Here is a 22,128-nt window from a genome sequence, read left to right as displayed (position 1 = left end):
CCATCCACGGGACGACAGGACGGTCGACATGGCTGACGAACAGAAGCAGGAGGAGCCGGTGACGTTCCGGGACCGCCGCAAGGTGGACCCGGAGACCGGCGAGGTCCGTCCCGACGCCGACGCGAACGGGGCCGTCGACACGGCGGCCCCGGCCGGGGACGGCGAGCAGGTCGCGGGCCCGGCCGACGGGGAGGACCCGGAGCTCGAGAAGCTGCGGGCCGAGGTCGCCGAGCGCACCGCGGACCTGCAGCGGGTCAGCGCCGAGTACGCCAACTACCGGCGTCGGGCCGACCGGGACCGTGAGCAGACCAAGGTGGACGCGAAGGTCTCCTTCGCGAACGACCTGCTGGTGGTGCTCGACGACTTCGAGCGCGCCGCCCAGCACGGCGACCTCACGGGACCGTTCAAGGCCGCGGCCGACAAGGTCACCACGGTGCTGACCAAGCTGGGTCTCGAGCCGTTCGGGACCGAGGGCGAGTCCTTCGACCCGCAGCTCCACGAGGCCGTGCAGCACGAGCCGGCCGAGGGCTCCGGCCCCACGGTCACCGTGCTGTCGACGGTGCTGCGCCGTGGCTATCGCATCTCCGACCGGGTCCTCCGGCCGGCGATGGTGACCGTGCAGGACCGCCCCGAGGCTCCGGCCGGGGGCGGCGCGGACGCCGGCGACGGCGAGCCGCAGAACCCGGCCTGACCAGGACGGGAAGGGACGTGACCGCGCGGTGCGGTGGGAGGCGACCGGCCTCCCGCCGCACCGCGGGTCTGATCGGGAAGGAGGCGGAGTGACCCAGCGCGACTGGATCGAGAAGGACTTCTACCGCGAGCTGGGCGTCTCCTCGACGGCGTCCCAGGACGAGATCAAGAAGGCGTACCGCAAGCTCGCCCGCGAGCTGCACCCGGACGCGAACCCCGGTGACGAGAAGGCCGAGACCCGCTTCAAGGCGGTCTCCGAGGCCTACGGCGTGCTGGGCGACGAGTCCAAGCGCAAGGAGTACGACGAGACCCGCGCGATGTTCGCGGGCGGCGGTGGCTTCGGCGGGTTCGGCACCGGCAGTGGCTTCCCCGGTGGTGCGCGTCCCGGTGGCGCCGGCCAGGGCGGCTTCGACATCAACGACCTGTTCGGCCAGGCCGGCCGTTCCGGCGGTGCCGGGGCCGGCGACTTCAGCGACATCCTCGGCGACATCTTCGGCCGCACCGCGCGGAACAACGCCGGCGGTGCGGGCGGGTACGGCACGGCCGGTGCCCGCCGCGGTCAGGACGTCGAGAGCAGCCTGACCATCTCCTTCGACGACGCGGTGCGCGGCGCGACGGTGCCGATCAAGCTGTCCTCGCCGGGGCGCTGCGAGCGCTGCGGCGGCACCGGGTCCCGGCCCGGCAGCACCCCGCGCACCTGCCCGACCTGCTCCGGTCAGGGTCTGGTGAACCGCAGCCAGGGCGCGTTCTCGTTCTCCGAGCCGTGCCGCGACTGCCGCGGGACCGGCCGCATCATCGACGACCCGTGCCCCGAGTGCCACGGCGACGGCGTGTCCACCCGGACCCGGTCGCTGACGGTGCGGGTCCCCGCCGGCGTCGACGACGGGCAGAAGGTCCGGCTCGCGGGCCAGGGCGAGCCCGGTCGCGGCGGCGCACCCGCCGGTGACCTCTACGTCACGGTCTCGGTCACCCCGCACCGGATCTTCGGGCGGTCGTCGAAGAACTCCGACGACCTGACCCTCACCGTGCCGGTGACCTTCCCCGAGCTGGCTCTGGGTGCGACCCTGACGGTGCCGACACTCGACAGCACCGTCTCGCTGCGGATACCGCCGGGGACCGCCAGCGGCCGGACGTTCCGGGTGTCGGGGCGTGGGGTCGAGCGCAGGAACGGGAAGAAGGGCAATCTGCTGGTCACCGTCGAGGTTGCGGTGCCGCAGAAGCTGGACGAGGCGGCCACCAGTGCGCTGGAGGCCTATGCCGAGGCGACGTCGTCGTTCGACCCGCGGGCCGATCTGCTCGGTAGCACCAGGAGGTGATGGCGGTGGCCGGACGACGCACCCCCCGGGACGGGGAGGAACCGCTGACCGTCGACGTGGCACACGACAGCCCGGTGTTCGTCATCTCGGTCGCCGCGCAGCTGTCCGGCCTGCACGCCCAGACCCTGCGCAGCTACGACCGGATCGGCCTGGTCAGCCCGGGCCGGTCCGCGGGCGGCGGGCGTCGCTACTCCCAGCGCGACATCGCGCTGCTGCGCGAGGTGCAGCGGCTCTCCCAGGAGGAGGGCGTGAACCTCGCGGGCGTCAAGCGGATCATCGAGCTGGAGCAGATGGTCGACGAGCTCTCGGCACGCCTCGAGGAGGCCACTGCCGAGCTCGACGCGGTCCGTGCCGCCGCCGCGCAGGCCACGGCGGCGGTGCACCGCTCCTACCGGCGCGACCTGGTGCCGGTGGACCGGCGCCAGGCCGTCGTGCGCTGGCGCCCCGCAGACGACGGCTGAGTCCCCCGGGCGGTGCGGGCCCGGACGGCTCAGGCCGCCGTCAGGACCCCGCGACGGGCCAGCAGCCCGAGTACCACGGCGCCCAGCAGCGGGACCGCGGCCAGCACCGCGAACGGCAGCGCCGGCGGGAACGCCGGGTCCAGCAGCGCGCCGACGCCCGTCGAGCCGACGAGCACCATCAGCCCGCCGAACGAGGCCAGCACCCCGAAGTGGGCGCCCAGCCTGCGCTCCCCGGCGAGCCGGGGCACCAGGTCCTGCGCGACCGGCACGGCGAACATCTCGCCGAAGGTCAGCAGCAGCACCATCAGCACCGCGGGGGCGAGCGCCCACCACCCCGGCAGGCCCGGCAGCAGCCGCGCCACCGCGACGACGATGAACGACGCGGCCATCAGGCAGAACCCGAGCACCACCGAGGGGCCGGCCCCGATCCGGTGTCCCCACGTCGTCACCCGCATCTGCAGGGTGATGACCAGCACCGACATCAGCACGAACAGGAATCCCAGCGCCGCGGTGCGGCCGATGCGCTCCAGCTCGTCGGGCAGCGCCAGGTACAGCTGGTTGTAGGACAGCAGCCAGCCCGAGTAGCCGGCGGCGAACAGCATGAAGCGCCGGTTGCCCAGTACCTCGCCCCAGCCCGCGAGCATGGGCCGTCCGGCCTGCTCGGCCTCCCGCCACGGCAGCCACCGCCAGTGCGCCAGCCCCACCAGCACGAAGCCGACGGCGGCGACCAGGCAGGCGAGCTGGAAGTCGACCAGCATGAGCGCGGTGCCGACCAGCGGCCCGGTGACCGTCCCGATCTGACCGGCCACGGCGAACATCGCGAACACCTCGGTCCGCGGCGGGCCCTCCCCGGCGCGCTCCCGCTCCCCGGCCTCCCGCGCCAGCGACGACTCGACGGCAGGCGAGAACAGGGCGGCCGCGAACCCGGTCAGCAGTGCCCCGCCGATGACCGCGGGCAGCGTCCCGGCGGCCCCGAGGAGGATGAATCCGGTCACGCGCAGCGCACACCCGGCGAGCACGACCGGCTTCGCACCGAACCGATCGGTCAGGGTCCCGCCGATCACGAAGAGCCCCTGCTGGCTGAACGTCCGCAGCCCCAGCACGAGCCCGACGGCCGCCGCGGCGAGCCCGAGGTCCTCGGCCAGGTGCGTGGCCAGGTAGGGCAGCACCATGTAGAAGCCCACGTTGAAGGCCAGTTGGGTGCTGATCAGCAGCTTCATGACCGGCGGGAGCCCGCTGAAGTGCGCCCGGCGACCCACGCGGAGCGGGGCCGCGGGACGCGGGTCCGACTCGGGATCGGCGGGGCGGCGGAGCAGACTGCGGAGCACCACGAAGTGGTACCAGGTCGCCCACTGCAGTCGCGACTCGATGGCAGTAACGACATATGCGCATGCATGAAGATACTTGACCGTGTGTACAGGCTTACCGAAGATCTTCCGGGCGCCGGGTGACACACGGTCGAGGGCGCCGGAGAGGACAGGTCGCCATGCCCGCCGTCGTAGCACCCCGTCGTTCCCGGTTGCGGGTCGCCGCCGCCCTGGCGGTGAGCGCCGCGGTCCTGACCGCGTGCGGTGGCACCGGCGGCGGGAGCGGCCGGGTCGTCCCGGACGGGCAGGCCACCATCGCGATGGCCTTCGGCCCGTCGGCCGGCTACGGGGTGGACACCGACGACGCGTTCGTCGTCTCCCAGCTGGGGGTGACCGAGTCCCTGGTGGCGTCCGGGCCGGACGGGCAGCCGCGGCCCGCACTGGCGACGGCGTGGGCCCAGCAGTCCGACCCGCGGACCTGGCGGTTCGAGCTGCGTCCCGGCGTGACCTTCCAGAACGGCGAGCCGCTCACCGGGCAGGCCGCCGCGACCGCCCTGAACTGGGTGGCCGGCGTCGCCGCGCCGCCGCGCGCGGTGCGCGGGATCGGTCTGCAGGCCGCCGCGGACGGCGCGGGCGCCGTGCGCGTCACGACGACGAAGCCCGACCCGATCCTGCCGCTGCGGCTGTCCAGCGCGAACACCGCGATCCTGGCGCCGTCGGCGTACCGGACCACCCCGCCGTCGGTCCAGCAGACCGGGACCGGCCCGATGACGATCACCCGGGCGAACGGCACCCAGTCGGTGACCCTCGCCCGCAACGACCGCTACTGGGGCGAGCGCCCGCAGCTGGCCGGTGTCACCGCGAACTTCGTGCCCGACCCGGCCGCCCGCGCCCTGGCCCTGCGGGCCGGTGACGCCGACATCGCCCAGGAGCTCCCCGAGTCCAGCGCGCTGGAGTTCAGCGGTGACGAGTACGTGAACCAGACCGTCGCCGCGCCCCGGACGGCGTCGCTGATCCTCAACCAGTCCCGCACGCCCTTCGCCGACATCCGGGTGCGTCAGGCCGTCGCCGCCGCGGTGGACCGCACCGCGCTCGGTGAGCAGGCCCTCGCCGGGTCGGCGGTCCCGGCCTCGGAGCTGTTCGGCCCGGCGGTGGCATGGGGCTCGCAGGACGCCCCGCCGCCCGCCGACCCCGCGCGCGCCCGGCAGCTGCTGACCGAGGCCGGCTACGGCCCGGACAACCCGCTGCGGATCGAGCTGGGTGCCTACGGCGCCCGCCCCGAGCTCCCGACCCTGGCCACCGCCGTCCAGGAGATGCTCCGCGGGGCCGGCATCGAGGCCACCGTCCGCATCGGCGACTACGACGCCCGCGAGCCGCAGCTGCTCGCCGGTGACTTCGACATGTACCTGCTCTCCCGCAGCTACCTGCTCGACGTGCCGGACGCCGGCGCCACGCTGACCACCGACTACACCTGCCAGGGCTCCTACAACCTCAACCACTACTGCTCGCCGGAGTTCGACGCCCTGCTCGCCCCGCTGGCCACCGAGACCGACCCGGCCGCGCGGCAGAAGGTCTTCACCGAGGCCGCGGCGAAGCTGAACGCCGACGTCGTCGGGGTCCCGCTGGTGCACACCAACGCGAACGGCGTCGGGCACCGGGTCACCGGCTACACCGTCGACCCGCTGGCCAGGTCGCTGGTCGTCCCCGGGCTGGCGACGACGGAGTGACCGCACTCGTCGCGCGCAGGCTGCTGGCGCTACCGCTGGTCGCCGTGGCCGCGGCGGTGCTGGTGTTCCTGCTCCCGCGGTTCTCCGGCCAGGACACCGCGCTCGCGATCCTGCGCAGCCGGACCGGGGAGTCCGACCCGGACCCGGCGGTGCTGGCCGCGCTGCGGGAGCAGTACGGCCTCGACGGCTCCTGGTGGGACCAGTTCACCGGCTGGGCCGGCGCGCTGCTGCGCGGCGACCTCGGGATCTCCTGGACCAGCCGTACTCCTGTCTCGGGCCTGCTCTGGCCCGCGCTCGGGGTGTCGCTGACCCTCGCCCTCGCCGCGCTGGTGCTCGCGGCCCTGGTGGGCATCCCGCTCGGGGTACGCGCCGCGCGCCGTCCCGGCGGCCGGCTCGACCGGGTCCTGACCACCGGCTCGGTGCTGGGTGTCGCGATCCCCGAGTTCGTGCTCGGGACGGCGCTGGTGCTCGCCTTCGCCGTCACCGTGCCGGTGCTGCCCGCGACCGGCTGGGGCGGGGTCGACCAGGCCGTGCTGCCGGTGGTCACGCTCGCCGCGTTCCCCGCCGCGCTCGCCGCCCAGCTCGTGCGCGCCGAGACCCTCGACGCGCTGGCCCGCCCGCACGTCGCCGTCGCGCGGTCCAAGGGCATCAGCGACGGACGGGTGCTGTGGCGCCACGGCGGCCGCCTGGCCCTGACCTCGGTGACCTCGCTGTCCGGGCTGTTCCTCGGCGGTCTGCTCGGCGGCTCGGTCGTGGTCGAGGTGCTGTTCGCGGTCCCCGGCCTGGGCCGCCTGCTCTACGACGCCGTGCTGGGCCAGGACCTGCCGGTCGTGCAGGCCGGGCTCCTCGCGATCGTGCTGGTCGCCGCCGTCGCCGGGATCCTCGCCGAGCTGCTCGCGCTCGCGCTGGACCCGGTCGCCCGGAGCGCCGTCCGGTGACCGCCCCGGCACTGGCCCGCCCGGCGGACGCACGCGCGCGCGTCGCCCGGCACGCGACGTGGTGGCAGGCGGGGGCGCTGGTCCTGCTCGGGGTGCTCGTCGTGGTCGCCCTGCTGCCGCTCGACCCGGTCGCCAACGACCTGTCCCACCGCTTCGCCGGGCCGTCGGCCGCGCACCCGCTCGGCACCGACCAGCTCGGCCGCGACGTGCTCGCCCGGCTCGCCGTCGGCGCCCGGCTCTCGGTCGGGTTCACCCTGGTCGCACTCGCGCTGTGCGCGGGGATCGGGACGGTGCTGGGCGTGCTCGCGGCCTGGTGCGGACGGGCGGTCGGGCAGCTGTTCCAGCGCACCATCGACGTGCTCGTCGCGATCCCGGCGGTGCTGATCGGTCTCGTGGTGGTCGCCGCGTCCGGCGGGGCGCCGGGCGTGTGGTCGCTGCTGGTGGCGATCGTCGTCGCCGGGTGGACGCCGTTCGCCCGGCTCACCTACCAGCTCGTGGTCCGCGAACGCGCCCGCGAGTACGTCGAGGGCGCCGTCGCCGTCGGCGCCGGGCCGCTGCGGATCGCGTTCCGGCACGTCCTGCCGAACCTCGCCCGGCCGCTGCTGTCGCACCTGTGCCTGCGGTTCGCGAACGTCCTGCTGACCGTGGCCGGGCTGTCGTTCCTCGGGCTCGGTCCGCAGCCGCCCACCCCGGAGTGGGGGGCGATGCTCGCCGACGGGCGGCAGTTCCTGTTCAACGCCCCGCAGCTCGTCCTGCTGCCCGCGCTGGCCGTCGTCGGGACGGCGCTGCTCGTCACCTCGCTGGGCCGCGGGCTGGAACGCCGGTGGACGACCGGTCCGACCGGACAGTTCTGACATCGCTTCGTTCCTGCCAGACTGCTGCGAGTACGGATGAACGGCAGGAGGTACGTCGTGGCGATGACCGGAACCGACGGACGGCGCAGGGGCGAGGCGCGACCGGAGCTCAAGAGCCTGGTGGACGAGACCGGGGTCGTGCCCCGCGCGGCGGCGTTCGGCGAGGCCCGGGAGGTGCTGGCCCGCGACGGCGTCGTCCGGATCCCCGGCGCGGGCCCGGACCCGGAGGCGATGGTCGTCGCCGCGGCCACCCTGCTCGGCGGGCGGCTGCGCGAGCTGTTCGGCATCCGGCCACAGGGCGGGACCGACTCGCCGGTCCTCGGCCTGCACAACGACGGCGCGTTCCTCGAGGCCGACGTGCACGGCCGCACCGTACGGCTGCGCGACCCCGACGAGGACTTCCTGTTCATGCACTGCACCTCCCCGGCGCCGTCCGGGGGCGACTCGGTGCTCGTCGACGGCTATGCGCTCGCCGAGCGGATCGCCGCGGAGCACCCGTCGCTGCACGGGTTCCTGACCGGCTGCGACGTGGACTTCTTCGGCAGCCGGACGAACCCGCCGCGCGGTGTGCCGCCGACCCCGCTGCTGCGCCGGATGATCGAGCACACCCGTGGTGGCCGGCGTGCGGTCCGAGCGAGCGACTACGCGCTGCCGGTGCCGCGCGAGCCGTACTGGGACACCCACCTCGCGCACATCGAGTCCTACGCCGACGTGCTCGCCACCGCGTTCGAGGCCGCACCACGGTTCCGGCTGGAGAGCGGGGACCTGCTGGTCCTCGACAACTACCGCTTCCTGCACGGGCGCGACGCGTTCACCGGCAGCCGGGAGCTGCACGTGCTGTCGGTGCGTACCACCGAGGCCTTCTGACCGGGCCCCGCGACGACGACGGCCGCCCTCCCGGCGCGGGAGGGCGGCCGTCGTGGCGTACGGGCCTGCTCAGTCCATCGTGAACGGGTCGTAGGTGATGCGGTCGAGCGGCGTGCCCGCGACCAGCATCCGCGACACCGTGGAGCGGATCATCGACGGCGACCCGCAGACCAGGACGTCGTGGTCGCTCCAGGCGCCGAACCGGGTCACGACGTCGGCCAGGGTGCCGGTCTCGGCCCCGGACGGCTCGTCCTCGTACTCGACGACCGGGATGACGTCGAGCCACGGGTAGTTGTAGGACAGCTTGCGCAGCGAGGTGAAGTCGTACAGGTCGTCCCATGTGCGGCCGCCGACGAACACCTGGGTGCGCGGCGGCTGGGGGCGCCGGCCGACCTCGTCGAGCAGCGCCTTCATCGGGGCGACGCCGGTGCCGCCGGCCACCATCAGCAGCTCGCGACGGGTGTTCTGCGGGACGGCCATCCGGCCCATCGGCGGGCCGATCCGCCAGGTCTCGCCGACCCGGCTGTGCGCGACGATCGCGCGGCTGACCCAGCCGCCCTCGACCGCGCGGACGTGGAACTGGATCGTCCCGTCGCGCCGCGGCGCGTTGGCCGGGGACAGGTAGCGCCACAGCCGCGGGCGGTGCGGTGTCTCCACCGAGACGTACTGACCGGCCTGGTAGGGCACCGGCTGGTCGGTCGCGACGGTGACCACGGCCAGGTCCCAGCCGATCCGGCGGTGCTCGACGACCCGGCCCAGCCACGACGCGGGCCCGCGCTCGGCCGCGGCGGCCTGCTGCATCGCGTCCGCGACGATCCCGTACGCGCCGGTCCAGGCCTTCTCGATCTCCGGGGTCCAGTTCTCGCCCGCGAACGTGGCGATCGCCGAGAGCAGGGCGGCGCCGACCGCGTCGTAGTGCTGGGACAGCACGCCGAACTTGCGGTGGTCGCGGCCGAGCTGCTGCAGGAACGGGACGAGGTCGTCGGGCTGGTCGACCATCTGCACCACGTGCACGAGGGCGCGCAGCAGCCGGCTGCGCTGCACCTCCATGTTCACGGGGAACAGGTCACGCGTCTCGGGCGCATGGCTGAACAGCGTGGCGTAGAAGTGCTTGCCGATGTCCTCGGCCTGCGGCTCGACGAGGGCGAAGCTGGTCCGGATGAGCTCGACGGTGCGCTCCGCCTCCGAGGCGGGGCGTCGCGGCGGGGCGACGTCGCCGGCGATCAGCTGGTCAGCAGTCATGCCTGGCGGACACTCTCCTCGGTCGTGCTCCGTGCCGCGGTGACACCGGGCGTTGCCGCCCGCGTTCCGCCGGTTAGGGTACGCGAGAGACTCCATCCGCCGGAACGGCGTACGCCGACCGACTCACCAGTGTGTGGTGAGCGGGTACGCATTGTCACTCATCATCCGTTCGGGGACGGCGGTCACTCGTCATGGCGTGGGTGGCGCCGTGGTCAGGATAGCGCCCATCGCGCGGAATGCCGACGTGGCGGTGTCCCGGGCCGGTCGGAGCCGTGATCGTTTGGTCCTGGCCGCGCCGGATGGCACGGTTGTCCTGTGCCGTTGCGAATCCCCGCCGTCGTCCTGCCCGGACGGGACCGTCCGGCCACGCCGCCGGAGGTCGTCCCCGCGACCCCGGAGCGCGGCGTGCCCGACGCCCCGGAGGCCACCGACGGACCGCACCGGCCCGGCTCCGCGGGTGAGCACGCGTTGCAGGCCGAGGTGGGCAGCTCCGCCCGCGCCGGCCGGTTCTACGACGACCAGCTCCGCGACCGGCTGCTGCCGCGGATGATCGAGTTCGTCGGGCGGATGGAGATGGCCTTCGTCGCGACGTCCGACGCGCACGGCGAGTGCGACAGCTCGCTGCGGGCCGGCCCGCCCGGATTCCTGCACGTGCTGGACCCGCACACGCTGGCCTACCCCGAGTACCGGGGCAACGGCGTGTACGCCAGCCTCGGCAACCTGGTGGAGAACCCGCACGTCGGGATGCTGATGGTCGACTTCACCGAGTCGCTGATCGGGCTGCACGTCAACGGCCGCGCCCGGATCATGGACGACGACGCCTTCCGCACCGTCTACCCCGGGCACGCGCGCGACCACGCCGCGGGCCGCCGCGCCGAGCGCTGGGTGGTGGTGGACGTGGAGGAGGCCTACATCCACTGCCGCAAGCACATCCCGCGGATGGAGCGGGTGACGCAGCGGCGCGCCTGGGGGACCGACGACCCGGCCCGTAAGGGCGGCGACTTCTTCGGTGCCAAGGGGACCGAGCCGCGGGTGCCACGGCCCTCCCGTCGCCGGTTCCCGAGCACGACGCACCTCGGCGCGGGGGCCTCACGGACGCTCCGGCGCCGCCCGCACGGCCGCTGACCTGGGGCGACGGTTGCGCACCAGAGGATACTCCGATCGAGTGAACCGAGCGCCGTGACCCGGGTCGACCCTGGTCGTTGACAGCAGCAGACCGTCACCGATCGAGCACGCTCGGTCGAACCCCCGGGCGGTCGGACGGCAGGCGACACCCACGGGCTGTGGGTGCCGTTCGCGTCGTCCTGTATCGGATACACCACAGGAGAAGTCAGACATGCTGTCGAAGAAGAAGCTCGGCCTCGTCGTCGCCGGTACCGCCGCCACGCTGGCCGCGGCCGCGCCGTTCGCCTTCGCGGGCGACTACGGCCACGACAAGGGCGAGCACCACGGCGCCCCGACGAAGGCCTGCGCCTTCGAGGGTGGCGACGCGGACGCCAAGGGCAAGATCGTCACCGAGGGCTCGCTCAACGCCCTGGCGCAGGCCCCGGTCGCCGGCTCGAACATCGGCCAGGCCGGCAACTGCAGCGACTTCCTGAACGACAACGTCCGGGACAACCTGAACGGCAACTTCAGCGACAACGACAACCGCGTCACGGTGATCGACAACAGCGAGCGCTGATCGTCGCACCCGTTCCACCCGCGGCCCGTCCGGAACCCTCCGGGCGGGCCGCGGTCGTTCCCGGAACTTCTCGGTGTTGAGCGGAATGGACTCAACTTTTCTGCGGTTGACCCTGTCGAGAGGTGCACCGGCCGGGCAGACTGTGGAGCAGCGGCCCGGGGTGCCGCTCCCCATCCACAGACCATCGACCTCAGAAGGACCGGGAGGAACGCGGAGCATGGACTCCTTCAACCCCACCACCCGTACCCAGCAGGCCATCTCCGCCGCCGTCCAGGCCGCGACGCTGGCCGGGAACCCCGACGTCGGGCCCACCCACCTGCTGGGCGCCCTGCTGGCCCAGGGCGACGGCATCGCCGCGCCGCTGCTGGCCGCCGTCGGGGCGGACGCGGCCGCCGTCCGATCCGAGCTGACCGCGCTGGGCAACCGGCTGCCGTCGGCGTCGGGGTCGTCGGTGAGCGCGCCGCAGCTGTCCCGGGACGCACTGGCCGCGATCACCGCGGCGCAGCAGCTCGCCACCGAGATGGGCGACGAGTACGTCTCCACCGAGCACCTGCTCGTCGGCCTCGCGCGCTCCGGGGGCCCGGTCGCCCAGCTGCTGGGGCGTCACGGCGCCACGCCGGACGCGCTGCGCGAGGCGTTCGGCAAGGTCCGCGGCTCGGCCCGGGTGACCAGCCCGGACCCCGAGGGCAGCTACCAGGCCCTGGAGAAGTACGGCCAGGACCTGACCGCCCGGGCGCGCGAGGGCGAGCTCGACCCGGTCATCGGCCGGGACACCGAGATCCGCCGCGTCGTCCAGGTGCTGTCGCGGCGCACCAAGAACAACCCGGTGCTGATCGGGGAGCCGGGCGTCGGCAAGACCGCGATCGTCGAGGGCCTGGCCCAGCGCATCGTGGCCGGTGACGTCCCCGAGTCGCTGCGCGGCAAGCGCGTCGTCTCCCTCGACCTGGGGTCGATGGTGGCCGGTGCGAAGTACCGCGGCGAGTTCGAGGAGCGTCTCAAGGCCGTCCTGAAGGAGATCACCGACTCCGCGGGCGAGGTCGTCACCTTCATCGACGAGCTGCACACGATCGTCGGTGCGGGCGCGTCCGGCGAGGGCGCGATGGACGCCGGCAACATGATCAAGCCGATGCTCGCCCGCGGTGAGCTGCGGATGGTCGGCGCGACCACGCTCGACGAGTACCGCCAGCACATCGAGAAGGACCCGGCGCTGGAGCGTCGCTTCCAGCAGGTGCTGGTCGGCGAGCCGTCCGTCGAGGACACCGTCGGCATCCTGCGCGGGCTCAAGGAGCGCTACGAGGTGCACCACGGCGTCCGCATCACCGACGCCGCCCTGGTCGCCGCGGCCGCCCTGTCGGACCGCTACATCACCGCCCGGTTCCTCCCGGACAAGGCCATCGACCTCGTCGACGAGGCCGCCTCCCGGCTCCGGATGGAGATCGACTCGCGCCCGGTGGAGATCGACACCGTGGAACGGGCCGTCCGCCGCCTGGAGATCGAGGAGATGGCGCTCGACAAGGAGGTCGACGCGGCGTCGAAGGACCGGCTGGTGGCCCTGCGCGCCGAGCTGGCCGAGAAGCGCGAGGAGCTGGCCGCGCTGACCGCGCGCTGGCAGAACGAGAAGAGCGCCATCGACGTCACCCGCGAGCTCAAGGAGCAGCTGGAGCAGCTGCGCGGCGAGTCCGAGCGGGCCGAGCGCGACGGCGACCTGGGCCGGGCCGCGGAGCTGCGCTACGGGCGCATCCCGCAGCTGGAGAAGGAGCTCGCCGCCGCCACCGAGACGGTCGAGCGCGCCGAGGACGTGATGCTCAAGGAGGAGGTCGGCCCGGACGACGTCGCCGACGTCGTCAGCTCCTGGACCGGCGTGCCCGCCGGCCGGATGCTGGAGGGTGAGACCGCCAAGCTCCTGCGCATGGAGGACGAGCTCGGCCACCGGGTCGTCGGCCAGTCCGAGGCCGTCCGCGTGGTGTCCGACGCGGTGCGCCGGGCGCGTGCCGGCGTCGCGGACGAGAACCGGCCGACCGGCTCGTTCCTGTTCCTCGGGCCCACCGGCGTCGGCAAGACCGAGCTGGCCAAGGCGCTCGCGGAGTTCCTGTTCGACGACGAGCGGGCGATGATCCGCATCGACATGAGCGAGTACTCCGAGAAGCACTCGGTGGCCCGCCTCGTCGGTGCCCCTCCCGGCTACGTCGGCTACGACCAGGGCGGTCAGCTCACCGAGGCGGTGCGGCGGCGGCCCTACAGCGTCGTGCTGCTCGACGAGGTCGAGAAGGCCCACCCGGACGTCTTCGACACACTCCTGCAGGTGCTCGACGACGGCCGTCTCACCGACGGCCAGGGCCGCACAGTGGACTTCCGCAGCACGATCCTGGTGCTGACGTCCAACCTGGGCAGCCAGGCCATCGCCGACCCGTCCCTGGACGAGAAGGGGCGTACGGACGCCGTCATGGCGGTCGTCCGGTCGCACTTCAAGCCGGAGTTCCTCAACCGGCTCGACGACGTCGTGGTGTTCCACGCGCTGTCGACCGAGGAGCTGACCCACATCGTCGACATCCAGGTCGGGGTGCTGGGGCGCCGGCTGGCCAAGCGGCGGCTGTCGCTGGAGGTCTCCGACGCGGCCCGCGAGTGGCTCGCCATGAACGGGTTCGACCCGGTCTACGGCGCGCGCCCGCTGCGCAGGCTGGTGCAGTCCGCGATCGGCGACCAGCTCGCCCGCGAGCTGCTGTCCGGCGGCGTCCGCGAGGGCGACACGGTCCGGGTCGACCTGGACCCGTCGGCCGACGGCGGGACCGGCGGCCTGGTCGTGGGCAAGGCGGCCGGGGCGGCCGACCCGGCGGTCGCGATCGCGAACTGATCCACCGGTTCGCCCGTGGGCCCCGGCGGTGCACGTCATCGTCGGGGCCCATGGAGCACTTCACCGCCGAGCAGCCGCACGCCGGACGGACCTGGCTGGACGAGTACCGCACCCGCATCGAGTCGATCCGGGTCCGGGCCGAGCAGGCCCGGGACCGGGTCGCGACGGTGACCGCGACCGCACGCACCCGCGACGGTGCGGTCGTGGTCACCGTCGACCCGTCGGGGAGCCTCACCGACCTGCAGCTCGGCGTGCGCGCCGAGGAGATGCCGCGGGCCCGGCTCGCCGAGACGGTGCTGCGGCTGAGCCGGGAGGCCGCGGCGGACGCGGCGGCGCAGGTGGAGGCGATCATGGCACCGCTGACGGGGGCCGGGCGGTGACGGACACCGGCGGTTTCTCCGTCGACCCGACGAGACTGTCCGACCACTCGCGCCGGGTGTCCGCGCTGGCCGAGGCGACGGCGGCCGCGGTGCCACGCTGGACGGACCTCTCCCCGGACGCCTACGGCGTGCTCGGCACGGTCCTGACGGGTGCGCTGCTGGCGCCGACCACGATCGGCGCACGGCAGGTGGCCCGAGGGGCCGAGGCGCTGGCGAGGGTGGCGGGCGACCTCGCCGAGTCCGCCGCGTCGTACCGGACCTTCGACGCCGACCTGACCGCCGAGGTCTGCGCAGTCGACGTCGGTCCGTCACCCGGCCGGAGCGGATCGTGAGCGCGCCGACCCCGCACCTGTTCGACGCGCCGCCGCCCACCGCCGAGGACCTCGTCGACGACCGGTTCGAGGGCGCGGGCATCGCCTCGTCCTTCCACGACATGGGCAAGGCCGTCGACGGGCAGGACGGCCTGGGCATCGTCTCGGCCGGAGCCGCGCTGGCGCTGGACCACGTCAGCGTCGTCCAGGACCCGGTGGCCACCCTGGGCTCGGCGGTCGCCGGCTGGGCGATGGAGCACATCGAGGTCCTGCGTGAGGTGCTCGACGTCCTGTGCGGCGACGGGAAGCAGATCGGGGAACGGGCCGACGGCTGGGCCCGGTTGTCCCGGCACCTGGAGGGCCGGGCCGAGGAGCTGGACCGGGCGATCACCGACGTCCCGGCCGTCTGGACCGGTGCCGCGGCCGGGGCCTACCTCGCCGCCGCCACCCGGCAGGTGACGAGCCTGCGGGAGCTGGCCGGTGACACCCGGGAGCTGGCCGGGCTGGTCCTGGACTCGGGGGTCCTCGTCGGGACCGAGCGGGCACTGATCCGCGACGTCATCGCGGACTTCCTGGGTTCCATCTTGTCCAGGATCGTCCTGGCCACCGCGGTCACCGTCGCCACGGCCGGCGCCGGGGCGGTGACGGTCCCCGCCGTCGTCCTCGAGATCGTGCAGTTCGCCCGCACGCTGGTCGCCCGGCTCGAGGAGATCCTCCGGATGCTGGAGGACGCCGCGGGCACCGCCACCCGGATCGGGCAGAGCCTGCAGACGCGTTCGCCGTCGAACGCGGTCCGTGCCTCGCGTGCGGAGTCCGCGGGCGCCGTCGCCCTCGACGCCGTCGTCGAGAGCCAGAAACAGCAGGCGTCCGCCCGCGAGACCGTTGCGGAGTGGGACGGGCCCGTCCCGACGGCGCCGGCCGGCTGATCCGCGACGAACGTGCACGTCCGGAGCCGTGGCGCTACCACTCCACGGGGCCCGTCGGGACTACGCTGCCCGGCATGTCGGTCTGGTTCGTCATCGCCCTCGTCGCGATCGTCGTCGGTGTCGGTCTGCTGCTGTTCGACCGGTTCCGCGGGGGCGCGACGCGGGACCGCCGTCGCTGGGCGTCCATGCGGGAGTGGGAGTACCTCGAGTCCGATCCCGTCCTGCCCAGCCGCTGGCGCTACGGGACGATCCACCAGGGCGGCCCCGGTGTGGCCCGCAACCTGGTCTCGGGCGACGTCCCCACCCCGGACGGCCCGCGCAAGGCCTACGCGTTCGACCACGAGCAGGCCGGCCGCATCAGCTCGGTGCTCTGCGCGGTGCAGGTGCACGAGTCGCTGCCCGCCGCCGTCGAGCTGCGGCTGCCGTCGGCCCCGCTGCCCGACGACGCCGGCCTCGACCTGCTCGAGCCGGTCGGTGAGCGCTACGCCTTTGTCAGCGACGCCGACGCCGTCCGCCCGCTGCTGACCCCGCGCGTCGCCGACGCCAGCGACGCGGTCGGCGAGGACGTCGAGCTCCTCTGGGCCGAGGACGCCTGGGTGCTGGCCGCCGCGCCCGTCGGCATCTCCGCCGATCGGATGCAGGACCTGCTCGCCGATCTGGCCGAGGTGGCCACCGCTCTGGAGGAGGGGCTGCACGCCCGTCGTCCCGCGATCGAGTCCTGATCTGCGGATATCTACGCAGCGTTGATCCAACGCAACGCGATGTGACCACCCGAACGCGTTAAGCCGAACGGCTACCGCTAGCCTGATCGTGTGGCTATGGCTCTCATCACCGGCGGCGGTACGGGTCTCGGCGCGGCTCTGGCCGACCGACTGGCCGCGCGCGGACACGACCTCCTGCTCGTCACCCGCGACCCCGAGCGGGTCGCCCCCACCGCCCGGGAGCTCGCCGCCCGGTACGGGATCCGCGCCGACGTCCTCCTCGCGGATCTCGGCACCCGGCACGGCCTGTTCCGGCTCGAGGCCTTCCTCGCCGGACCGGACGCCCCGGCCGTCGACGTCCTCGTGCACGACGCGCTCGCCGACGCGGCCGGCGCCGCACCGGACGGCGGGCGGGCGAGCGTCGACCTCGGCATGACGGCGACGATGCGCCTCACCCACGCCGCGCTGCCCGGCATGCTGCGTCGCGGCACCGGCGGGATCGTCGCGATCGGCGGGGACGAGCGGTCGGCCGCGTGGGCGGTCTCGTTCGTCACCTCGCTCGCCCCGACCCTGACCGGCGACGTGCACGTCGTCGCCGTTCGCGGCGACGACCGGCCGGAGTGGACCGCCGACGCCGCCGACGCGGTGCTCGACGACCTCGACGCCGGCCTCGTCGTGAGCGCCCCGCAGAGCGGCCCGGCCCGTCCGGGCCCGGCCCGGCGCGCCGTCGCCGCGGGCGTCCGTGCGGCCCGGCGCGGCGTCGAGCTGTTCGCCGACGCGACCTGGGAGCCCACCGGCGCGGCGGCCGTCGCCACCCCGGCCGCGGCGATCCCGGCCGCCCCGTCCGCCACGCCCGAGGAGCTGCTCGGCGGTGCCGGGCACCGGGAGCCGTCCCGGCTGCCGGACCTGCCCTCCCGCCCGGGCGCGGGGCGCGCCGTCGTCGCCGCCGGGGACTGCGGGCGGCACTGGGCGGCCGGTCCGGTGCGCACCGCGGCGCAGCGCGCCCGCGCGAGCGCCGCGGCCCGTGACCGCTCCCGTGGCCACCAGGTCTCGGCCTACATGACGTCGACGATCACCAGCTCCTGACCGCGCGGGACGGCACGGGATGATGTCCCGGTGACGACCACCGGGACCCCGCCGCTGCCGAAGGCCGAGCTGCACCTGCACATCGAGGGCACGCTCGAACCCGAGACCGTGTTCGAGCTGGCCCGGCGGCACGACGTCGCGCTGCCGTACGCCTCGGTGGAGGAGCTGCGGGCGGCCTACGAATTCACCGACCTGCAGTCCTTCCTGGACGTCTACTACGCGAACATGGCCGTCCTGCGGACCCGCGACGACTTCGCCGCGCTCGCGTCGGCGTACCTGCGGACCTGCCCGGAGCAGGGGGTCCGGCACGTCGAGATGTTCTTCGACCCTCAGGCGCACACCGCTCGCGGCGTCGCGATCGGCGACGTGATCGGCGGGCTCACCGACGCGATCGAGCACCACGCCGACGACGTCTCCGCCGGGCTGATCCTCTGTTTCCTGCGCGACCGGTCGGCCGCCGAGGCGGAGGAGACCCTGCGGGCGGCGGAGCCGTACCTGGACCGGATCGTCGGGGTCGGGCTCGACTCGGCCGAGTTCGGGCACCCGCCGTCGAAGTTCACCTCGGTGTTCGAGCGGGCCCGCGGGCTGGGTCTCAAGCCGGTCGCGCACGCGGGAGAGGAGGGCCCGGCGGGCTACGTGACCGAGGCCCTCGACGAGCTGGGCGTGCTGCGCGTCGACCACGGCATCCGTGCGATCGAGGACGACGCCCTCGTCGCCCGCCTGGTCCGTGACCGCACCCCGCTGACGGTCTGCCCGCTGTCCAACGTCCGGCTCGCCTGCGTGCCCGGCATCGGGCTGCACCCGCTGCCGGAGATGCTGGCGGCGGGGCTGAACGTGTCGGTGCACTCCGACGACCCCGCCTACTTCGGCGGCTACGCCGACGCGAACTACGCCGCGGTCCGCGAGGGCCTCGGCTTCACCGACGACCAGCTCCGCACGCTGGCCGCCAACTCGATCACCTCGTCGTTCCTCGACGACGAGGCCGTGCAGCGCCTGCTCGGCGAGGTCGCCGACTGGGGGGCCGCGGCCCGCGGGTGAGTCAGGCCGTCGCGGCGAGCCGGACCGGGCGCAACGGGTGCAGCGGGCGCCCGGCACCGGCCCGGCCCCGCTCGACGTCGAACGGCGACAGCCGGAACCGGCGGGTCCGCAGCTGGTACTCCGCGGTGTTGGCCGGCCACATGACGACGTTGACGCCCTCGTCGTTCTGGTAGTAGCTCGCGCAGCCGCCGGTCTCGTACACGGTGCGGGCCGAGCGGCGCCGGATCCGTCGCGTCCAGCGCTCCTCGACGGCGGGCTTCACGTCGAGCGCGCGGATGCCCTCGGCCGCCATCCGGCACACGGCGTCGGCGACGTAGCGGGCCTGGGCCTCGGAGAACAGCAGCGTCGAGCTGGCCCCGCTGGTCGCGTTCGGACCCTGCATGAGGAACAGGTTCGGGAAGCCGGGGTAGCTCATCCCCAGGTAGGCGCGCGGGTAGGCGCCCCAGTGGTCGTGCAGGGACCTGCCGTGGGCGTCGTGGATGCGGCGCGCGATCGGGGCGGTCGCGCCGACCTCGAACCCGGTGGTCAGCACGATCGCGTCGACCTCCGCGCGGCTTCCGTCGCCGGAGACGACGGTCCGCCCCTCGACCCGGGCGAGCCCACCGGTGTGCAGCGTCGTGTTCGGCGCGCTCATCGCGGGCAGGTAGTCGTTCGAGACCAGCGGCCGCTTGCAGGCGTAGTCGAAGTCGGGGGTCAGCCGCGCGCGCAGCCGCGGGTCGGGCGTCTGGGCGGCGAGATGCCTGCGACCGACCCGGGTGAGTGCCTCGCGCAGCAGCCGCGAGCGACGGGTCGCGGCGAGCAGCTCGGCGCCGACGTAGATGACGTCGAACTGCATCCGGCACAGCAACGGGTTCGCCGCCAGCGCGCGACGGGTGCGCTCGCCGACGGGCCGCTCGGGCTTGGGCAGGATCCAGGCCGGGGTGCGCTGCAGGACGTGCAGCTCGGTGACGCGCGGCTGCAGCTCGGGGACGAGCTGGATCGCCGTCGCCCCCGTCCCGACGACCGCGACGCGCGAGCCGGTGAGGTCGGTCCCGTGGTCCCAGCGGGCCGAGTGGAACACCGGGCCCGGGAAGTCGGCGAGGCCCTCGACGTCGGGCAGCTTCGGGTCCGCGACCAGACCGGCCGCGCTGACCAGAACGTTCGCGGTGAACTCCCCGGACGGCGTCGCGATCCGCCAGCGGGCGTCCGCGGGGTCCCAGCGGGCGGAGAGCACGTCGGCGTCGAAGCGGACGTGGTCGAGCAGGCCGGTCGAGCGGGCCAGGCGCCGGGCGTAGTCCTGCACCTCGTGGCCGGGCGCGTAGAGGTCGCTCCAGTCCGGGTTGGTCATGGCGCGCAGCTGGTACAGCGGCGACGGCGTGTCGACGCCCACCCCGGGGTAGGTGTTGTCGCGCCACACCCCGCCGACGTCGTCCGCCCGCTCCAGCAGGACGAAGTCGTGCACACCCCGCCGTAGCAGGGCCAGGCCCACGGCGAGTCCGGTGAACCCCGCCCCCACGACGGCGACCCTCGAATGACGGGGCGACGGGCCGCTCGGCACGTCGGCGGTGCCGGGGGAAGCGGGATCGACCGGCCGCTGGATCGGCAGCGCCTCGGACGTCATGGTCTCGACGGTAAAGGCTTCATGGTGCACCGGCACGCGAGAGCGGCCCGTCTCACGAGGTCGTCGCACACCTCTGTCGCACGGGTCACACCCGACCCGTCGGTAACCGTCGCGCCTGCGCCGGTCGGGTGCGGACGCACTACGCTCCCCGCGTGCCCTCCGTCATGATCACGGGCGCGTCGTCGGGGATCGGGGCCGCGTTCGCCGATCGGCTCGCCGCCGACGGCCGCGACCTCGTGCTCGTGGCGCGCGACGCCGACCGCCTCCGGACCGCCGCGCAGCGCTACCGCGACCTCGGTGTCGCCGTCGAGGTGCTGCCCGCCGACCTGTCGGACCCGGACCAGCGGGCCCGGGTCGTGCGCCGCCTCGCCGACCCCGACGTCGCGCCGGTCGACCTGCTCGTCAACAACGCCGGGCTCGCGCTGGGCGCCTCCTTCCTGGAGAACGACGCCGCCGACCTGGCCCGCCAGCTGCAGGTGAACGTGGCCGCGGTGCTGGAGCTGACCCGGGCCGCGCTGCCCGGGATGGTCGACCGCGGCACCGGCGCGGTGCTGAACGTCGCGAGCGTCGCGGGCTTCCTGGCCGGGCGCGGCTCCACCTACCCGGCCGACAAGGCGTGGGTCATCTCCTTCACCGAGGGTGTCGCGGCGTCGCTGCAGGGCACCGGGGTGCGCGCGATGGTGCTGTGCCCCGGCTACGTGCGCACCGAGTTCCACGAGCGGGCCGGCATCGACGTCGGCGCCCGCCGCGGCCCGCTGTGGCTGGAGGCCTCCCGGGTCGTCGACGAGGCCCTCACCGACCTCGACCGGGGCCGGGTCGTCTCCGTGCCCTCCAGGCAGTACAAGGCGATCGTGGGGGTGACCGGGGTGCTGCCCCGGGGCCTGCTGCGACGCATCACGGCGACGTTCGACAGGGACCGCACATGAGCTCCGCACACACCGACCGCTCCCGTCTCGCCGCGCTGGTCCGGGAGATCGCCGTCGTCCATGAGCGGGTCACGCTCTCCTCCGGCGCGGAGGCCGACTACTACATCGACCTGCGCCGCGTCACACTGCACCACGAGGCGTCCCCGCTGATCGGACGGCTGCTGCGCGAGCTCACCGCGGACTGGACCTACCGATCGGTCGGCGGGCTGACGCTCGGCGCGGACCCGGTCGCGACGGCGGTGCTGCACGCGGCGGCGGCCGAGCCGGACACCGACCCGGTCGACGCCTTCGTCGTCCGCAAGGAGACCAAGAAGCACGGCATGCAGCGGCTCATCGAGGGCCCGGACATCACCGGCCGCCCGGTGCTGGTCGTCGAGGACACCTCCACCACCGGCGGCTCGGTCCTGACCGCGGTCCGGTCGGTACTCCGGGCCGGCGCCGACGTGGTCGGGGTGTGCACCGTCGTCGACCGCGACACCGGCGCCCGGCAGGCCGTCGAGGCCGAGGGCGTGCCGTACCGCGCGCTGCTGGGGCTGGCGGACCTGCAGCTGGGATGAGCGAGCCCGGGCCCAGCGAGTGGTCGGTCCCCGGCCAGGTCGGGGTCGGCCCGTGGGCCGGGCCGTGGCCGCAGGGCGACCAGTGGGACCCGGAGCTGCTGGAGCACGGTGACCGGCGCAACGTCGTCGACCGCTACCGCTACTGGCGCCGCGAAGCCGTCGCGGCGGACCTGGCAGGCCGGGCGCACCCGTTCCACGTGGCGATCGAGAACCTCGGGCACGACCACAACATCGGCACGGTGGTGCGCACGGCGAACGCCTTCGGGGTCGCCGGCGTGCACGTCGTCGGGCGACGCCGGTGGAACCGCCGCGGCGCGATGGTCACCGACCGCTACCTGCGGCTGCACCACCACGCCGACTCGCACGGTCTCGTCGCGTTCGCCCGGGAGCACGGCCTGGCCGTGGTCGCGGTGGACAACGTCGCGGGCGCGGTCCGGCTGGAGGCCACGTCGCTGCCGCGGGACTGCGTACTCGTGTTCGGCGCCGAGGGCCCCGGGCTGTCACCGGAGCTGTGCGACGCCGCGGACCTGGTCGTGTCGATCGCCCAGTTCGGCTCGACGCGCTCGGTCAACGCCGGCGTCGCGTCCGGCATCGTGATGCACAGCTGGATCCGCGAGCACGCGGACCTGTCCGACGCCTGGTGATCAGCACGTTTCCGCCCCGGGCAGG

Annotated in this window: 22 protein-coding genes; 19 read left to right on the top strand and 3 right to left on the bottom strand. The window is 74.2% G+C overall.

Going from position 1 to position 22,128, the window contains the following annotated elements:
• Positions 1-28 precede the first annotated feature (28 nt).
• The 3 genes from grpE (at position 29) to MTO91_RS26175 (ending at position 2,467) form a co-directional block, all read left to right on the top strand.
• Complete coding sequence (grpE, locus tag MTO91_RS26185; RefSeq protein ID WP_476653117.1) at positions 29-691, top strand: nucleotide exchange factor GrpE; 663 nt, start codon at positions 29-31, stop codon at positions 689-691.
• Between the two features lie 88 nt (positions 692-779).
• Complete coding sequence (gene dnaJ, locus MTO91_RS26180) at positions 780-2,006, top strand: molecular chaperone DnaJ (RefSeq protein ID WP_476653116.1); 1,227 nt, start codon at positions 780-782, stop codon at positions 2,004-2,006.
• Positions 2,007-2,011: 5 nt separating this feature from the next.
• Positions 2,012-2,467, top strand: a complete 456-nt coding sequence (locus MTO91_RS26175; RefSeq protein ID WP_301549047.1) for a heat shock protein transcriptional repressor HspR — start codon at positions 2,012-2,014, stop codon at positions 2,465-2,467.
• Positions 2,468-2,496: 29 nt separating this feature from the next.
• Here MTO91_RS26175 and MTO91_RS26170 read toward each other — a convergent pair whose 3' ends face one another.
• A complete protein-coding gene (locus tag MTO91_RS26170) occupies positions 2,497-3,795 on the bottom strand; it encodes an MDR family MFS transporter (protein WP_476653114.1) in 1,299 nt (432 codons plus the stop codon).
• Between the two features lie 158 nt (positions 3,796-3,953).
• Between MTO91_RS26170 and MTO91_RS26165 the strand changes: the two genes are divergently transcribed.
• From MTO91_RS26165 to MTO91_RS26150, 4 genes are all read left to right on the top strand, one after another.
• The gene (locus MTO91_RS26165) at positions 3,954-5,501 is read left to right on the top strand and encodes an ABC transporter substrate-binding protein (protein ID WP_476653113.1); all 1,548 of its coding nucleotides are present in this window, start codon (positions 3,954-3,956) and stop codon (positions 5,499-5,501) included.
• A complete protein-coding gene (locus MTO91_RS26160; RefSeq protein WP_476653111.1) occupies positions 5,498-6,439 on the top strand; it encodes an ABC transporter permease in 942 nt (313 codons plus the stop codon). The genes MTO91_RS26165 and MTO91_RS26160 overlap by 4 nt, the downstream gene beginning before the upstream one ends.
• Positions 6,436-7,293 (top strand): ABC transporter permease, encoded by an 858-nt coding sequence (locus tag MTO91_RS26155; RefSeq protein WP_346103223.1) that lies wholly within the window; start codon positions 6,436-6,438, stop codon positions 7,291-7,293. The genes MTO91_RS26160 and MTO91_RS26155 overlap by 4 nt, the downstream gene beginning before the upstream one ends.
• Positions 7,294-7,356: 63 nt before the next feature.
• Complete coding sequence (locus MTO91_RS26150) at positions 7,357-8,160, top strand: TauD/TfdA family dioxygenase (RefSeq protein ID WP_476653109.1); 804 nt, start codon at positions 7,357-7,359, stop codon at positions 8,158-8,160.
• Between the two features lie 69 nt (positions 8,161-8,229).
• Here the strand turns inward: MTO91_RS26150 and MTO91_RS26145 are convergent, their stop codons facing one another.
• On the bottom strand, positions 8,230-9,402 hold the full coding sequence (locus tag MTO91_RS26145; protein ID WP_208822279.1) for a globin domain-containing protein: 1,173 nt from the start codon (positions 9,400-9,402) through the stop codon (positions 8,230-8,232).
• Positions 9,403-9,717: 315 nt separating this feature from the next.
• On the opposite strand from MTO91_RS26145, the gene MTO91_RS26140 reads away from it, so the two are divergent.
• The 9 genes from MTO91_RS26140 to MTO91_RS26100 all read left to right on the top strand — a co-directional run bounded on the left by MTO91_RS26140 (position 9,718) and on the right by MTO91_RS26100 (position 18,376).
• On the top strand, positions 9,718-10,527 hold the full coding sequence (locus tag MTO91_RS26140; RefSeq protein WP_476653108.1) for a pyridoxamine 5'-phosphate oxidase family protein: 810 nt from the start codon (positions 9,718-9,720) through the stop codon (positions 10,525-10,527).
• A gap of 211 nt (positions 10,528-10,738) precedes the next feature.
• Entirely contained in the window at positions 10,739-11,083 is a 345-nt protein-coding gene (locus MTO91_RS26135) for a hypothetical protein (protein WP_208822275.1), read from the top strand.
• Between the two features lie 217 nt (positions 11,084-11,300).
• Positions 11,301-13,934, top strand: coding sequence for an ATP-dependent chaperone ClpB (clpB, locus tag MTO91_RS26130; protein ID WP_405420936.1), 2,634 nt, complete (start codon positions 11,301-11,303; stop codon positions 13,932-13,934).
• Positions 13,935-13,984: 50 nt separating this feature from the next.
• A complete protein-coding gene (locus tag MTO91_RS26125; protein WP_062398799.1) occupies positions 13,985-14,314 on the top strand; it encodes a YbaB/EbfC family nucleoid-associated protein in 330 nt (109 codons plus the stop codon).
• A complete protein-coding gene (locus MTO91_RS26120; RefSeq protein WP_405420939.1) occupies positions 14,311-14,646 on the top strand; it encodes a hypothetical protein in 336 nt (111 codons plus the stop codon). Before MTO91_RS26125 ends, MTO91_RS26120 begins: the two co-directional genes overlap by 4 nt.
• Complete coding sequence (locus MTO91_RS26115) at positions 14,643-15,551, top strand: PPE domain-containing protein (RefSeq protein WP_405420942.1); 909 nt, start codon at positions 14,643-14,645, stop codon at positions 15,549-15,551. Before MTO91_RS26120 ends, MTO91_RS26115 begins: the two co-directional genes overlap by 4 nt.
• A 74-nt stretch (positions 15,552-15,625) precedes the next feature.
• Positions 15,626-16,273, top strand: coding sequence for a type III secretion system chaperone family protein (locus MTO91_RS26110; RefSeq protein ID WP_062403935.1), 648 nt, complete (start codon positions 15,626-15,628; stop codon positions 16,271-16,273).
• 96 nt (positions 16,274-16,369) lie between these two features.
• On the top strand, positions 16,370-17,338 hold the full coding sequence (locus tag MTO91_RS26105) for an SDR family NAD(P)-dependent oxidoreductase (RefSeq protein WP_476653105.1): 969 nt from the start codon (positions 16,370-16,372) through the stop codon (positions 17,336-17,338).
• A gap of 30 nt (positions 17,339-17,368) precedes the next feature.
• Positions 17,369-18,376 carry an adenosine deaminase gene (locus MTO91_RS26100; RefSeq protein WP_476653103.1) on the top strand — a complete coding sequence of 336 codons (1,008 nt, stop codon included), beginning with the start codon at positions 17,369-17,371 and terminating at the stop codon, positions 18,374-18,376.
• A gap of 1 nt (position 18,377) precedes the next feature.
• Here MTO91_RS26100 and MTO91_RS26095 read toward each other — a convergent pair whose 3' ends face one another.
• A complete protein-coding gene (locus MTO91_RS26095; protein WP_405420946.1) occupies positions 18,378-19,976 on the bottom strand; it encodes a flavin-containing monooxygenase in 1,599 nt (532 codons plus the stop codon).
• A gap of 152 nt (positions 19,977-20,128) precedes the next feature.
• Between MTO91_RS26095 and MTO91_RS26090 the strand changes: the two genes are divergently transcribed.
• From MTO91_RS26090 to MTO91_RS26080, 3 genes are read left to right on the top strand one after another with little or no spacing between them, the layout of a single operon-like run.
• The gene (locus MTO91_RS26090) at positions 20,129-20,902 is read left to right on the top strand and encodes an SDR family NAD(P)-dependent oxidoreductase (RefSeq protein WP_062398787.1); all 774 of its coding nucleotides are present in this window, start codon (positions 20,129-20,131) and stop codon (positions 20,900-20,902) included.
• Positions 20,899-21,459 (top strand): orotate phosphoribosyltransferase, encoded by a 561-nt coding sequence (pyrE, locus tag MTO91_RS26085; protein ID WP_405420949.1) that lies wholly within the window; start codon positions 20,899-20,901, stop codon positions 21,457-21,459. Before MTO91_RS26090 ends, pyrE begins: the two co-directional genes overlap by 4 nt.
• Complete coding sequence (locus MTO91_RS26080) at positions 21,456-22,103, top strand: TrmH family RNA methyltransferase (protein ID WP_405420952.1); 648 nt, start codon at positions 21,456-21,458, stop codon at positions 22,101-22,103. Before pyrE ends, MTO91_RS26080 begins: the two co-directional genes overlap by 4 nt.
• Positions 22,104-22,128: the final 25 nt, after the last annotated feature.

This window comes from Pseudonocardia sp. 2-7 (assembly GCF_056341085.1).
This window is presented reverse-complemented; position numbering and strand designations above follow the sequence as displayed.

What these genes read in the sequence shown, in the direction of transcription:
- grpE (WP_476653117.1), top strand. Translation starts at nt 29, where the DNA reads ATGGCTGACGAACAGAAGCAGGAGGAGCCGGTGACGTTCCGGGACCGC.
- MTO91_RS26165 (WP_476653113.1), top strand. Translation starts at nt 3,954, where the DNA reads ATGCCCGCCGTCGTAGCACCCCGTCGTTCCCGGTTGCGGGTCGCCGCC.
- MTO91_RS26150 (WP_476653109.1), top strand. Translation starts at nt 7,357, where the DNA reads ATGACCGGAACCGACGGACGGCGCAGGGGCGAGGCGCGACCGGAGCTC.
- MTO91_RS26145 (WP_208822279.1), bottom strand. Translation starts at nt 9,402, where the DNA reads ATGACTGCTGACCAGCTGATCGCCGGCGACGTCGCCCCGCCGCGACGC.
- MTO91_RS26135 (WP_208822275.1), top strand. Translation starts at nt 10,739, where the DNA reads ATGCTGTCGAAGAAGAAGCTCGGCCTCGTCGTCGCCGGTACCGCCGCC.
- clpB (WP_405420936.1), top strand. Translation starts at nt 11,301, where the DNA reads ATGGACTCCTTCAACCCCACCACCCGTACCCAGCAGGCCATCTCCGCC.
- MTO91_RS26125 (WP_062398799.1), top strand. Translation starts at nt 13,985, where the DNA reads ATGGAGCACTTCACCGCCGAGCAGCCGCACGCCGGACGGACCTGGCTG.
- MTO91_RS26110 (WP_062403935.1), top strand. Translation starts at nt 15,626, where the DNA reads ATGTCGGTCTGGTTCGTCATCGCCCTCGTCGCGATCGTCGTCGGTGTC.
- MTO91_RS26105 (WP_476653105.1), top strand. Translation starts at nt 16,370, where the DNA reads ATGGCTCTCATCACCGGCGGCGGTACGGGTCTCGGCGCGGCTCTGGCC.
- MTO91_RS26095 (WP_405420946.1), bottom strand. Translation starts at nt 19,976, where the DNA reads ATGACGTCCGAGGCGCTGCCGATCCAGCGGCCGGTCGATCCCGCTTCC.
- pyrE (WP_405420949.1), top strand. Translation starts at nt 20,899, where the DNA reads ATGAGCTCCGCACACACCGACCGCTCCCGTCTCGCCGCGCTGGTCCGG.
- MTO91_RS26080 (WP_405420952.1), top strand. Translation starts at nt 21,456, where the DNA reads ATGAGCGAGCCCGGGCCCAGCGAGTGGTCGGTCCCCGGCCAGGTCGGG.